This window comes from Massilia paldalensis (genome assembly GCF_044901715.1).
Taxonomy (GTDB): Bacteria; Pseudomonadota; Gammaproteobacteria; order Burkholderiales; family Burkholderiaceae_D; genus Telluria; species Telluria paldalensis.
The window spans coordinates 48,811-62,094 of sequence record NZ_JBJCIU010000002.1 but is presented as its reverse complement, the minus strand read 5'-3'; the positions used below and the strand labels follow the sequence as shown (position 1 = coordinate 62,094).

Sequence of the window (13,284 nt, the reverse complement as noted above, 5' to 3'; positions counted from 1 at the left end):
GCGCAGTCGACGCGTCGAACTTGGGCCCCTGCCTGCGCAGGGGCGACGTGTCATTCGGCGTAACGGACTCGGTCCAGCCACTCCAGCAGCGGAATCGTCGCCGGCAGCAGCGGGCTGACCGCATACGCCCCCTGCCAGGCGAACGCCTGCCCTTCCAGGCTTTGCGGCTCGCCTTCCCATTCGCGGCTGATGTAGAAATACAGGCGCACGTGCGCGTGTTCGTACACGTGCTCCACGCAGCACCACGGTTCCGCGCTCAGCACCTTCACGCCCAGTTCCTCGACGAACTCGCGCTGCAGCGCGTGGAAGATGTCCTCGCCCGGCTCGACCTTCCCGCCCGGGAATTCCCAGTAGCCCGCATAGGGCTTGCCCTCCGGGCGCTGGCCCAGCAGCACGTCCCCGTTCGGGCGCATCAGGACGCCCACGGCGACGTCGACCGGTTTCTTCGCCGCCTCAGGCATCGGCCGCTCCCGGCTCTGCTGCGGATGCCGCCGGCAGCTTGCCCGCGTAATCCTTGGCGAACTGCCAGGCCACGCGGCCCGAGCGCGAGCCGCGGCCCAGTGCCCAGCGCAGCGCGTCGGCGCGTGCCGCCTCGATCTGCGCCGGCGTGCAGCCGAAGCTGGCCAGCCAGTGGCCGACGATGTCGAGGTAGTCGTCCTGCTTGAACGGATAGAACGACAGCCACAGGCCGAAGCGTTCGGACAGCGAGATCTTTTCCTCGACCGTCTCGCCCGGATGCAGGTCGCCGTCATCGCCGTGTCGATAGCCGGCGTTGTCCGACATCTTTTCCGGCATCAGGTGGCGGCGGTTCGAGGTCGCGTAGATCAGCACATTGTCCGACTGCGCCGCGATGCTGCCGTCCAGCGCCACCTTCAGCGCCTTGTAGCCCGCCTCGCCCTCCTCGAAACTGAGGTCGTCGCAAAAGATCACGAAACGCTCGGGACGGCCGGCGACGAGGTCGACGATGTCCGGCAGGTCGGCCAGGTCGGCCTTGTCGACTTCGATCAGGCGCAGGCCCTGCGGCGCGAACCCATTCAGGCAGGCCTTGATCAGCGAGGACTTGCCGGTGCCGCGCGCGCCCGTCAGCAGCACGTTGTTGGCCGGGCGCCGTTCCACGAACTGGCGCGTGTTCTGCTCGATCTGCGCCTTCTGCGGACCGATGTGCTGCAGGTCGTCCAGGCCGATGCGCGAGGCGTGCGCCACGGCCTGCAGGTATTTCGCGTTGCCCGCCCCCGCGCGGCGGCGCCAGCGGAACGCGTAGCCGTGCTTGAAATCCGGCTCGCGCGGGGCGGCCGGCGGCAACAGGCTTTCCACCCGCGCCAGCAGCGCTTCCGCCCGGTGCAGGAAGGTGTCCAGCTGGTTCATGCGCGCCTCAGGAACGGTAGTCGGCGTTGATCGACACGTAGTCGTGCGACAGGTCGCAGGTCCAGACGGTGGCGTCGGCGTCGCCGCGGTTCAGCAGCACGCGCACCACGATCTCGGCCTTCTTCATCACGCGCTGGCCATCCTCTTCCTTGTAGTCCGGATTGCGGCCGCCCGCCTTGGCGACGAGGACGTCGTCCAGGTACAGGTCCAGCTTCGTGGTGTCCAGGTCGTCGACGCCGGCATAGCCGATCGCGGCCAGGATACGGCCCAGGTTCGGGTCGGAGGCGAAGAACGCCGTCTTGACCAGCGGCGAGTGCGCGATCGCATAGGCGATCTTGCGGCACTCCTCGCGGTCGCGGCCCTGCTCGACGGCGATGGTGATGAACTTGGTCGCGCCTTCGCCGTCGCGGATGATCTGCTGCGCCAGGTGCGTGGAGATGCCGGTGACGGCGTCGCGCAGCGCTTCGTAGTCCGCGCCCTCGGCCTTGTCGATCACGAGCGAACCGGCGCCGGTCGCCACCACGATGAAGGAATCGTTGGTCGACGTGTCGCCGTCGATGGTGATGCAGTTGAAGGAGCGGTCGGCGGCATACGTCACCAGCGCGTCCAGCACGGGCTGCGCGACCTTGGCGTCGATGGCCAGGTAGCCCAGCATGGTCGCCATGTTCGGCTTGATCATGCCTGCGCCCTTGCTGATGCCGGTCATGACGACCTGGTGGCCGCCGATGCTGGTGGTGACCGATGCCGCCTTCGGCTGGGTGTCGGTGGTCATGATCGACTCGGCCGCGTTGAACCAGTTATCGGCTTTCAGGTTGGCGATGGCCGCGGGCAGCGCGGCGACGATCTTCTGCACCGGCAGCGGTTCCAGGATCACGCCGGTGGAGAACGGCAGCACCTGCTGCGCGTCGATGCCGAGCAGGCGCGCCAGTTCGGCGCAGGTGGCTTGCGCCTTCTCCAGGCCCGGCTCGCCGGTGCCGGCGTTGGCATTGCCCGTGTTGACCACCAGCGCGCGGATCGGCTTGCCGCCCGCCTTGACGGCCGCCAGGTTGGCCTTGCTGACCTGGACCGGCGCGGCGCAGAAGCGGTTCTTGGTGAACACGCCGGCGACGGTCGCGCCTTCGGCGAGCTTCATCACCAGCACATCCTTGCGGTTCGGTTTCTTGATGCCGGCTTCGGCATAACCGATTTCGATGCCGGCGACGGGGGTCAGTTCGGCGGCGACGGGCAGGGGGGAATTGACGGCCATGGCGTTCTCTAGAGGGAAAGATTGTCGAATCCGTTATTGTACCGCCAGCCACCCTCCGCATGAATCGTGACATTTGCGGATACCTAGTTGATAATGAGAAACACATAAATAAAACACAACACCAGGGACTACCGTGAAACCGACCCCCATGCGCGGTGCCGCCGCTGCCGCCGCCGGCGCCGCCCTGCTGGCCGCCCTGCTGTCCCCCGCCGTGGCGCCCGCCGCCGACGCCGGGCCGGCCGCCAGGAACCCCTCGCCCGCGGCGGGCGCGCTGCAGGCGCTGCTGCGCGAACTGCAACGCCCCGAAGACCGCAAGCTGCCGGCCACCGTGCAGCTGGAACGCATCGCCACGCGGCAGCCATCCGGCGCGACGGCCGAGCGGCTGCGCGCCAGCTTCGGCACCGACCGCCTGTACACGCTCGAACGCCAGCCGCCCCAGCCAGGCCGCAGCGACTGGCGCCTGGCGATCCCGGCGCTGCATCATGCGCCGGCCGAAGGCACGGCCTTCGACTGGACCGAGGGCCGCGTCGACTTCCAGTTCAATCCGGCCGGCACGACGGCCCGCGTGCGCGGTGCGATGGACGCCTTGACGGCGCAGGACGCGACGAACCGCTTCACGGCGCGCGGCATCGTGCTGGACAGCGACCAGAAGCGCGGCAGCGACGCGCTCTGGTACGGCAAGGCGCGCGTCGCGGTCGCCAGTGTGGACGTGCTGGCCAAGGAGCAGAACATGGCCCTGGACCTGAGCGGCTTGAGCGTGGACGTCGCCGTGACGGACAAGCGCAAGACCGCCGACATCGGCTACGACCTGCGCGTGGGCCGTGCCGCCGTGGCCGGCGAGCAGGTCGATGCGCTGCGCTTCGCCCTGCGCCTGACGAACCTCGACAAGGCCTCCCTGCTGGCACTGAGCGATGCCGAGGCGCGCAGCACGGCCGGCGCCGGGACGATGACGCCGCGGCAGCAGGCGGCCGCGCTCGCGCCGCTGATGCAGGGCCTGGGCAAGGCCGTGCTGGCGCGCGGCACCGCCGTCGAGATCGAGGAGATCAGCGCCGCGTACCACGGCGCCAGGGCCGTCATCAAGGGACGCATCGCCCTGCAGGGCGCCACGCAGGCCGACTTCGACGATCCCAAGGCGCTGCTGAGCAAGCTGGTGGCGCGCTTCGACGTGCGCGTGCCCGTCGCGCTGGTACGCGAGATCGCCGGCACCGTGGCGATGAAGCAGGCGGCCCAGCAGGATCGGGCGAGCGATGCGCAATCGGTCGCCCAGCTGCGCCAGAGCATGACCGACGTCGTGGTCGGCAGGCTGCTCGGCGGCGGCTTCGCGCGCCTGGACGACGACGTGCTCGTGTCCACGGTCGAATGGCGCGACGGCACGCTGCGCGCCAACGGCAAGCCGGTGCCGCTGCCGACGCCGACGCCGGACGGTTCGCCAGCCCAGGCCGCGGCGCGCGTGCGCGGCGCCGACATCCTGCAGGCGCGCCGCCTCGACGGCAGCTGCACGATGCCCGACTATCCGGACGAGGTGGTGCGCCAGGACCTGGCGCTGGAGGCGGTGTTCGCCTTCGTCGTGAGCGCCGACGGCAAGGTGGCGACGCCCACCGTCGCCAGGCCGAGCGCCTTCCCCGAGTACGACCGCAGCGTGCTGGCGGCGCTGGCCCAGTGCCGCTATGCGCCGGCCCTGCGCCGCGGCCAGCCGTTCGACCTGGCCACCACCTGGCGCCTCGTGCGCGTGCCGGGTACCCAGCGGCCGTGAAGCGGACGCGGTAACATGCGGCCATTCAACCGGAGCCATCGATGACGGAAAACCAACGCGACGTACTGAGCGCCTGCTTCTCGCTGGGCCTGGTGCTGGCCGCCCTGTTCGTGACCCAGCGCTTCCTGCTGCCCCTGCTGTGGGCCGCGATCCTGTGCATCGCCACCTGGCCCTTGTACCGGCGCATGGTGTCCGCCACGGGCGGGCGCGAGGTGATCGCCGCCGTACTCGCCACCGTGGTCGCCGCGCTCGCCTTCGTCACGCCGCTGGCGCTGGCCGTGACCCAGGCCGCGCACCAGGCCCCGGCGCTCGCCCAGTTCATCGCGAGCGCCAACACCGGAGGCCTGGCGCCGCCCGCCTGGGTGGTCCGCATCCCCTTCGCCGGCACCGAGATCCAGGAATGGTGGATTGCCACGCTGGGCCAGCCGCACGGCCTGGCGCACCTGCTGCACGGCAGTTCCGTCGCCCACCTGCAGTCGGCCAGCGAGGTGCTCAAGCGCACCGGCGCCGGCTTGCTGCACCGCCTGATCGACGTCGGCTTCGCCATCCTGTGCCTGTTCTTCTTCTACAAGGACGGCAAGGCCCTGCAGCGCCAGGTGAACGCCATCGGCGCGCACCTGATCGGCGAGGTGCGCTGGACGCTGTACGCGCTCAAGGTACCGGTCGCCGTGCGCGCCACCGTCAACGGCCTCGTGCTGGTGGGCCTGGCCGAGGGCGTCCTGCTCGGCATCGGCTACCGGATCGCGGGCGTGCCCTCGGCCGTGCTGTGGGCGGCCGCCACCGGCGTGCTCGCCATCATCCCGTTCGGCGCCCCGCTGGCCTTCGGCGCCGTCGTCCTGCTGCTGCTCGCCAAGGGCGCGACCGTCGCCGCCATCGCCATCGCGGCCTGGGGCGCCATCGTCCTGTTCGTGGCCGACCATGCCGTGCGTCCCGCCATGATCGGCAACGCCACCAAGCTGCCCTTCCTGGCCGTGCTGATCGGCATCCTGGGCGGCGTCGAGACGCTCGGCCTGATCGGCCTGTTCGTCGGCCCCGTCGTGATGACGCTGTTCGTCACGCTGTGGCACGAGGAACGGCACCTGCGCCATCCGCTACCGTGACGTTTTCCCGAACTTTTTCTTGACCCTCACGCTACGTCAGGCTTGAAGCTGGCTGCACGCTGGAGAAAGGAGCCGACCGATGCTGACAGTAGGTGAACTCGCCGCCCGCGCGGGCCTCACGGTGCGCACGCTGCACCATTACGACAGCATCGGCCTGCTCCGCCCTCAAGCGCGTTCCGATGCCGGCTACCGGCTGTATGCCCGCGACGACGTGGCGCGCCTGCACCAGATCCAGGCCCTGCGCGCGTTCGGCATGCGCCTCGCCGACATCGGCCTTTACCTGGACAGCCCGGATGCCTCGCCGCTGGCCGTCGTCGAGCAGCAGCTGGCGGCGCTGGAGCGCAGGATCGCGGAGGCATCGCGCATGCGCGACGCGCTTGCCGACCTGCGCGGCCAGCTCGCCCGCGGCGAAGCGCCGGCCCTGTCCTCCTGGCTGACCACATTGCAGGAGATGAGCGTGTACGAACATTACTTTAGCAAGGAAGAACTGGACCAGTTGCCGCTGTACCGCGACGACAACGTGAAGGCGCAGATGCGCGCGCTGGTCGATGAAGCGGGTGCGCTGCGGCGCGCCGGGACCGCGCCGGCCGCCGCCGAGGCCAGGGACTTCGCCCGGCGCTGGCTGGAAGCGTTCGAACGGGGCAGTGGCAACCGCGGCTTCGCCGGCCGCATCAACGCCATGGCCGCGCGCGAGCCGGAAGCGATGCACGCGCAGTTCGGCATGGCGCCGGACCTGATGGGCTTCGTGATGGCCGCCATCTGGGAGTTGAAGGCCGAAGTCTGGGCCCGCCACCTGGGACCAAGCGTCGTCGAGCGCATGCGCCGCCACTACGCCGGCCGCGGGCGCGAATGGAACGGCTTGTACGAGCGGGTGCGCGCGGCGATGCAGGCCGATCCGGCGGCCAGCGGCGTGGCGGCGCGCGACCTCGCGCGCGCGTGGCTGGACCTGTTCCACGACATGGTCGGCGACGATCCGCACACGGTGCAGGCCTTCCGCCATGCCAGCGCGACGGAGCCGCTGCTGCGCATGGGGACGGGCGTCAGCGACGCGATGCTGGCGTGGCTGCGCAAGGCGATGCCGAAACCCGCGAACGCCGGCTGACGGGCATGGTGGGCACGTGGTGCCCACCCTACGTTTGCGATACCGGTACGTCATCGGCGTAGGGTGGGCATCACATGCCCACCATCACGCGGCGCCAATGAAAAAGGGACCCCGCGGGGTCCCTTTCGTTTGCCAAGGAGCGGCTTACGCCAGCTTGCCGTGGCAAGCCTTGAACTTCTTGCCGCTGCCGCAAGGGCACGGGTCGTTGCGGCCGACCTTCACGCCCATATAGGTCGTGGCCGGGTCTTCCGACACGGCGGTGGCGGTCGGCGTGGCGGCCGTCGGCGCCAGCAGTTCTTCCGGCGCGGCCGACGGGTTGAAGTCGGCGTGCTGGTAGTTGACGTTTTCCAGGTGCGCGGCGGCGGCCTGCATCGCGGCTTCGGCCGCCTCGACTTCCTCGCGGGTCTGGATGCGCACGGTCATGATGGTGCGGATCACTTCGTTCTTGATCGCGTCCAGCATGGTCGAGAACAGCTCGAAGGCTTCGCGCTTGTACTCCTGCTTCGGGTTCTTCTGCGCGTAGCCGCGCAGGTGGATGCCCTGGCGCAGGTGGTCGAGCGCCGCCAGGTGCTCGCGCCACTGGGTGTCGATGTTCTGCAGCATGACGTTGCGCTCGAAGCTGCCGAACGATTCCTTGCCCACGATGCCGACCTTGGCCTCGTACGACGCCTCGGCGGCGGCCAGCACGCGCTCCAGGATGTCGTCGTCGTTCAGGCTCGAATCCTCTTCCACCAGCTTGGTCAGCGGCACCTGCAGCGCCCATTCCGTGGCCAGCACGCTTTCCAGCGCCGGGATGTCCCACTGTTCCTCGACCGATTCGGCCGGCACGTAGGTGCGCACCACGTCGGTGAACACGCCCGTGCGCAGCGAGGCGATCAGCTCGGAGATGTCGGCCGCTTCCAGCAGTTCGTTACGCTGGGTGTAGATCACCTTGCGCTGGTCATTGGCGACGTCGTCGTATTCGAGCAGCTGCTTGCGGATGTCGAAGTTGCGGGCCTCGACCTTGCGCTGCGCCGACTCGATCGAACGGGTCACGATGCCCGCCTCGATCGGTTCGCCTTCCGGCATCTTGAGGCGGTCCATGATCGCGCGCACGCGGTCGCCGGCGAAGATGCGCAGCAGCGGATCATCCAGCGACAGGTAGAAGCGCGAGGAGCCCGGGTCGCCCTGGCGTCCCGAACGGCCGCGCAGCTGGTTGTCGACGCGGCGCGACTCGTGGCGCTCGGTACCGATGATGTGCAGGCCGCCCTGCGCCACCACATGGTCGTGCAGCGACTGCCATTCCGAGCGCAGCGTGGCGGCTTGCGCGGCCTTCTGCTCGTCGGACAGCGAAGCGTCGGCCTCGATGAACTGGATCTGCTTCTCGACGTTGCCGCCCAGGACAATGTCGGTACCGCGGCCCGCCATATTGGTGGCGATGGTGATCATTTTCGGACGGCCGGCCTGCGCCACGATCTCCGCTTCGCGCGCGTGCTGCTTCGCGTTCAGCACGTTGTGCGGCAGGTCGGCCTTCTTCAGGATGCTCGACAGCAGCTCCGAGTTCTCGATCGAGGTGGTACCCACCAGCACGGGCTGGCCGCGCTCGTAGCAGTCGCGGATGTCCTTGACCATCGCACCGTATTTTTCCTCGGCCGATTTGTAGACCTGGTCCTGGCGGTCCTTGCGCTGCGACGGGCGGTTCGGCGGGACGACCACGGTCTCCAGGCCGTAGATCTCCTGGAATTCGTAGGCTTCGGTGTCGGCGGTACCCGTCATGCCCGACAGCTTGCCGTACATGCGGAAGTAGTTCTGGAAGGTGATCGAGGCCAGGGTCTGGTTCTCGTTCTGGATGCGCACGCCTTCCTTCGCTTCCACGGCCTGGTGCAGGCCGTCCGACCAGCGGCGGCCCGTCATCAGGCGGCCGGTGAATTCGTCGACGATGGTGACTTCGCCGTTCTGCACCACGTAGTGCTGGTCCTTGTGGTACAGCACGTGGGCGCGCAGCGCCGCGTACAGGTGGTGGATCAGCGTGATGTTGGCGGCGTCGTACAGCGAGGCGCCTTCCGGCAGCAGGCCCATTTGCGTCAGGATGGACTCGGCCTTCTCGTGGCCGGCCTCGGTCAGCAGCACCGTGTGCGCCTTCTCGTCCTTCGTGTAGTCGCCCGGGACTTCGATCTTGCCCTTGCCGTCCGGGGTTTCCTCGCCGATCTGCAGCGTCAGCATCGGCGGCACTTCGTTGATCTTGTGGTACAGGTCCGTGTGGTTCTCGGCCTGGCCGGAGATGATCAGCGGCGTACGCGCCTCGTCGATCAGGATCGAGTCCACCTCGTCGACCACGGCGAAGTTCAGGGTGCGCTGCACGCGTTCGCGCGCGTCGTACACCATGTTGTCGCGCAGGTAGTCGAAGCCGTATTCGTTGTTGGTGCCGTAGGTGATGTCGGAACCGTAGGCGGCCTGCTTGGTCGCATGGTCCATCTGCGACAGGTTCACGCCGGTGGTGAGGCCGAGCCAGCCGTACAGGCGGCCCATCTGCTCGGCGTCGCGCTGCGCCAGGTAATCGTTGACGGTCACGACGTGCACGCCCTTGCCGGACAGCGCATTCAGGTAGACCGGCAGCGTCGCCATCAGGGTCTTGCCTTCGCCCGTGCCCATCTCGGCGATCTTGCCGTAGTGGAGGACCATGCCGCCGATCAGCTGCACGTCGAAGTGGCGCATCTTCATGACGCGCTTGGCGGCCTCGCGGCAGACGGCGAAGGCTTCGACCAGGATGTCGTCGAGGCTGGCGCCGCCGGCCAGGCGCTGCTTGAATTCAGGGGTCTTTGCCTGCAGTTCGGCATCCGACAGCTGTTCCATCTGCGGCTCGAGCGCATTGATGGCCCGCACGTTCTTGTGGTACGTCTTGATCAGCCGCTGGTTACGGCTGCCGAAAATCTTGGTCAGGAATGACATGCTGTGTTCTTCAAAAATACGCCGCTAAAAGAGCCAGGGATGATATCAAACGATACACATCGAAGACCGAGTTTGGCAAAAAGCCACCGATTTTATCATGGGCTTCGGACACACTTGGGGTTCGCACATCCGATCACAAGTGCACCCCGTCAAAAAATGTTATCAAATTGCATTCGACTGCACATTTTTCGGTCATTTCCTTCCGGGGGCGCCGACGCCTGTGGTATGTTCGGGCCATGCAGTCCTCTCCTCCCCAACGTCCTTTCCATATCTATGGCACGCGCGACCGCAAGACGGCGTTCGTGGCCACCGACTTCCTGCGCGCCAGCGACAGGCTCGCCGCGCTGCTGCCCAGCGCCATGCGGATGGGCAACCTGCAACGCGATTGCCGGCTGATCCTGCCCCCCATGTACACGGCCTGCGAAGTGGTGTCGCTGCAGGAAGGCACGCTGACGCTCGCCGTGCCGTCCTCGGCCGTCGCGGCCAAGCTCAAGCAGCAGGTGCCGAAGCTGCAGGCCGGGCTGCAAAAGAAGGGCTGGCAGGTCGAGGGGATCCGCATCCGGATCCGCATGGGCAGCACCGTACCGGTGCGCGAGGCGGCCCAGCCGTCCGCGCTGAAGCTGCCGGAGAAGGCGGTCGATGCGTTCGCGGAGCTGGGCGAGACGCTGGAAGAGAATGCCCAGAATGCGCCGCTGATCGCGGCGATCAGGCGGCTGGCGGAGAAGCGCAGGAAGCCGGGGTAGGCCGTTGTCGAAGTCGCGCCGTAGCAAATTACCGGCACAATAAAAAACGTCGTCCCTGCCTGCGCAGGGACGACGGTGGTCAGTGCGATACGCCGCTCAGGTCAGCGCCCACTCCCTTTCCATCTGCGCCCCGTACGACACGGGCGCGCGGGCCAGTTCCTCGAAGGTGACGATCTCGTAGGACTCGGGATGCGCCAGCAGTTCGCGCAGCAGCAGGTTGTTCAGGCCGTGGCCCGACTTGTGCGCCTCGTAGCTGGCCAGCAGCGGATTGCCGACCAGGTACAGGTCGCCGATCGCATCGAGGATCTTGTGGCGCACGAATTCGTCGTCGTAGCGCAGGCCGTCCGCGTTCAGGATGCGGTATTCGTCCATCACGATCGCGTTTTCCAGCGAGCCGCCGCGCGCCAGGCCCATGCCGCGCAGGCTTTCGACGTCCTGCATGAAGCCGAAGGTGCGCGCGCGCGCCACGTCGTGCACGTAGGAGACCTTGCCGAAATCGACCACCGCGCGCTGCGTGGTGCCGTCGACGGCCGGGTGGTTGAATTCGATGAAGAAGTCGAGCTTGAAGCCGTCGTAGGGGGTCAGGCGCGCCCACTTCTCGTTGGCGCCGCTGCCCTGGCGTACTTCCACGGGTTTCAGCACGCGGATGAATTTCTTGGCCGCGGCCTGTTCCTGCACGCCGGCCTGCTGCAGCAGGAAGACGAAGGACGACGCCGAGCCGTCCATGATCGGGATTTCCTCGGCGGTGACGTCGACGTACAGGTTGTCGATGCCCAGGCCCGCGCAGGCCGACATCAGGTGCTCGACGGTCGAGACCCGCGCGTCGCCCCGGGTGAGCACCGACGCCATGCGGGTATCGCCCACGATGTCGGCGTTCGACGGGAATTCGACCACGGGGTCGAGGTCGACGCGGCGGAACACGATGCCCGTATCGACGGCCGCGGGGCGCAAGGTCAGTTCGACCTTGGTCCCCGAATGCAGGCCGACACCCGTCGTGCGCACCAGTTGCTTGATTGTTCGTTGTTTGAGCATTCGGCGATTATATCGTAGGGTTACCGGGCTTGCCGGAGACCATCCTGGTCCCGGTAGTCAGATTGCCACGATTTCATGGATGATCGGATGCCGCGTGTACGGTTTCGTGGCGTATCAGGTACAGACCACTCCCAATGATGATTGCCGCACCCAGCAAAGTGTATTCGTCGGGCAATGTTTTCCACAGCAGCCAGTCGATCGCCACGGCCCATGCCAGCGCCGTGTACTCGAACGGCGCCACCACCGAGGCCTCGCCGTGGTTGAACGCTTCCGTGATCGCCAACTGGGCGAAGAAGCCGCTGACGGCCAGCGCCGCCAGCAGCGGCAGGTGCTCGCCGCGCACGTCCACCCAGCCCGGCGCCGCCAGCACGCTGGCCCCGGCGGCCATCATCAGCATCAGCCAGAACACCATGTGCTCGCTGCGGTCGCTGCGCGCCAGCACGCGGCCGCTGACCGCCGACACGGCATAGCCCACGGCCGACGTCAAGACGGCCAGCCCGGCCAGGCTCAGGACGCCCTCCCCGGTCGGCCGCAGCACCACCAGCACGCCGCCCATGCCGACGGCGATGGCGATCCAGCGGCGCGCATCGACCGTCTCCTTCAGCACGAACACGGACAAGGCGGTGATCAGGATCGGGCCGATGAAGAAGATCGAGTAGGCCTCGGCCAGCGACAGCGTGCGCACGCCGTAGGCGAACAGCGCCAGCATGGCGATGCCGATCGTGGCCCGCAGCAGGTGCAGCGACCAGCGCACCTGCAGGACCCCGCGGTGCGCGCCGCGCCAGACCAGATAGGCGCACACCAGCGGCAGCGAGGACAGCGAACGCAACGCCGCCACCTGCATCGCCGGATAGTGGGCGGACAGCATCTTCATGCAGGTGTCCATCATCGCGAAGAACACGACCGCGGCCAGCATCGCATAGATGCTGCGCAGGTTGCCGCTGATGTTGCTGCCGCTCAGTGCTTTCAAAGACGCTTCTCCATGAAGAGCGACAGCGGATCCGGCTTGTAGTCGCCGAACGGCGCGATGCGTTCGAAGCCGGCGCGCTCGTACAGGCCAATCGCCTCGGGCTGGTGGATGCCCGTTTCCAGGCGCAGCACCTGGATGCCGGACATGGCGGCGAACATGACGATGTGCTCGAGCAACTTGCGTCCCGTGCCCAGGCCGCGCCGCTGCTCGTCGACGAACATGCGTTTCAATTCGCCGTAGCTGCCGCGGTTGACGAGGGCCGCGCAGCCGACGGCCTTGCCGTCGACGTCGCGCGCGACGAGGAACAGCACGCCGTCCTGCTTCAGTGCATCGACGTCCAGCAGATGGTTGCTCTCGGCCGGATACAGCCTGGCATGGTAGTCATCCAGGCGTTCCAGCATGGACCGCACTTCGGGCTGGTCCGGGGTTTCGGTATTGATGATCATGATGGTCCGGTAGCGCTGATGACGAAAAACGGCGCCGCGGCGCCGTTGCGTGGGTGGCGTGCGATCGAGTTTAACCGAGTTGCTCGAGCAGCTTCTCGGCCGTGGACACGTCCAGGCCCGCCGTCTCGACGTTCAGCTGTTTCACCACGCCATCCTGCACCAGCATCGAGTAGCGCTTGCTGCGCACGCCCATGCCCTTGGGACCGAGGTCCTGGTCCAGGCCCAGGGCCTTCGTGAACGTGGCGCTGCCGTCGGCCATCATGCGCACGACGCCGGTCGCTTCCTGCTGGCGGCCCCACGCGCCCATCACGAAGGCGTCGTTGACGGAGATGCACCAGATCTCGTCCACGCCCTTCGCCTTGAACTCGCCGGCCAGGCGGATGTAGCCCGGCAGGTGCTGGTTCGAGCAGGTCGGGGTGAAGGCGCCCGGCAGGCCGAGGATGGCGATGGTCTTGCCCTTCGCGAGGTCGGCGACCTGGAAGGTGTTCGGACCGAGCGCGCAGCCTTCGGTCTCGACGTCGATGAATTCGTTGAGGGTGCCTTCCGGCAGGCGGTCGCCAATGGCGATGGTCATGATGGACTCCCGTGTTGTCGTTCTA

General features: G+C 67.6%; 12 protein-coding genes. 4 read left to right on the top strand and 8 right to left on the bottom strand.

Annotation, left to right across the window (positions count from 1 at the left end; translation table 11 throughout):
• Nucleotides 1-50: 50 nt before the first annotated feature.
• From ACI1V7_RS10085 to argJ, 3 genes are read right to left on the bottom strand one after another with little or no spacing between them, the layout of a single operon-like run.
• The gene (locus ACI1V7_RS10085; RefSeq protein WP_404531628.1) at nt 51-461 is read right to left on the bottom strand and encodes an NUDIX domain-containing protein; all 411 of its coding nucleotides are present in this window, start codon (nt 459-461) and stop codon (nt 51-53) included.
• A complete protein-coding gene (locus ACI1V7_RS10080) occupies nt 454-1,365 on the bottom strand; it encodes an ATP-binding protein (RefSeq protein ID WP_404531627.1) in 912 nt (303 codons plus the stop codon). The genes ACI1V7_RS10085 and ACI1V7_RS10080 overlap by 8 nt, the downstream gene beginning before the upstream one ends.
• Before the next feature lie 7 nt (nt 1,366-1,372).
• Nucleotides 1,373-2,611, bottom strand: coding sequence for a bifunctional glutamate N-acetyltransferase/amino-acid acetyltransferase ArgJ (argJ, locus tag ACI1V7_RS10075; protein ID WP_404531626.1), 1,239 nt, complete (start codon nt 2,609-2,611; stop codon nt 1,373-1,375).
• A 133-nt stretch (nt 2,612-2,744) separates the two neighbouring features.
• Here argJ and ACI1V7_RS10070 point away from each other — a divergent pair, with 133 nt between their 5' ends.
• The 3 genes from ACI1V7_RS10070 (at nt 2,745) to ACI1V7_RS10060 (ending at nt 6,566) form a co-directional block, all read left to right on the top strand.
• Nucleotides 2,745-4,364: a DUF945 family protein gene (locus ACI1V7_RS10070; protein ID WP_404531625.1), complete on the top strand. Its 1,620-nt coding sequence runs from the start codon at nt 2,745-2,747 to the stop codon at nt 4,362-4,364.
• 41 nt (nt 4,365-4,405) lie between these two features.
• Nucleotides 4,406-5,464 carry an AI-2E family transporter gene (locus tag ACI1V7_RS10065; protein WP_404531624.1) on the top strand — a complete coding sequence of 353 codons (1,059 nt, stop codon included), beginning with the start codon at nt 4,406-4,408 and terminating at the stop codon, nt 5,462-5,464.
• A gap of 79 nt (nt 5,465-5,543) precedes the next feature.
• Nucleotides 5,544-6,566, top strand: coding sequence for a MerR family transcriptional regulator (locus tag ACI1V7_RS10060; RefSeq protein ID WP_404531623.1), 1,023 nt, complete (start codon nt 5,544-5,546; stop codon nt 6,564-6,566).
• Nucleotides 6,567-6,710: 144 nt separating this feature from the next.
• Here the strand turns inward: ACI1V7_RS10060 and secA are convergent, their stop codons facing one another.
• Nucleotides 6,711-9,494, bottom strand: coding sequence for a preprotein translocase subunit SecA (secA, locus tag ACI1V7_RS10055; protein WP_404531622.1), 2,784 nt, complete (start codon nt 9,492-9,494; stop codon nt 6,711-6,713).
• A 236-nt stretch (nt 9,495-9,730) separates the two neighbouring features.
• On the opposite strand from secA, the gene ACI1V7_RS10050 reads away from it, so the two are divergent.
• Nucleotides 9,731-10,237, top strand: coding sequence for a DciA family protein (locus tag ACI1V7_RS10050; protein ID WP_404531621.1), 507 nt, complete (start codon nt 9,731-9,733; stop codon nt 10,235-10,237).
• Nucleotides 10,238-10,333: 96 nt separating this feature from the next.
• On the opposite strand, the gene lpxC is transcribed toward ACI1V7_RS10050, so the two are convergent.
• The 4 genes from lpxC to ACI1V7_RS10030 all read right to left on the bottom strand — a co-directional run bounded on the left by lpxC (nt 10,334) and on the right by ACI1V7_RS10030 (nt 13,259).
• A complete protein-coding gene (gene lpxC, locus ACI1V7_RS10045; RefSeq protein ID WP_290412589.1) occupies nt 10,334-11,269 on the bottom strand; it encodes a UDP-3-O-acyl-N-acetylglucosamine deacetylase in 936 nt (311 codons plus the stop codon).
• A gap of 73 nt (nt 11,270-11,342) precedes the next feature.
• On the bottom strand, nt 11,343-12,185 hold the full coding sequence (locus ACI1V7_RS10040) for a DMT family transporter (protein ID WP_404532504.1): 843 nt from the start codon (nt 12,183-12,185) through the stop codon (nt 11,343-11,345).
• Between the two features lie 50 nt (nt 12,186-12,235).
• Entirely contained in the window at nt 12,236-12,685 is a 450-nt protein-coding gene (locus ACI1V7_RS10035) for a GNAT family N-acetyltransferase (RefSeq protein WP_404531620.1), read from the bottom strand.
• Between the two features lie 70 nt (nt 12,686-12,755).
• Nucleotides 12,756-13,259, bottom strand: coding sequence for a peroxiredoxin (locus tag ACI1V7_RS10030; RefSeq protein ID WP_404531619.1), 504 nt, complete (start codon nt 13,257-13,259; stop codon nt 12,756-12,758).
• Between the last annotated feature and the right edge of the window lie 25 nt (nt 13,260-13,284).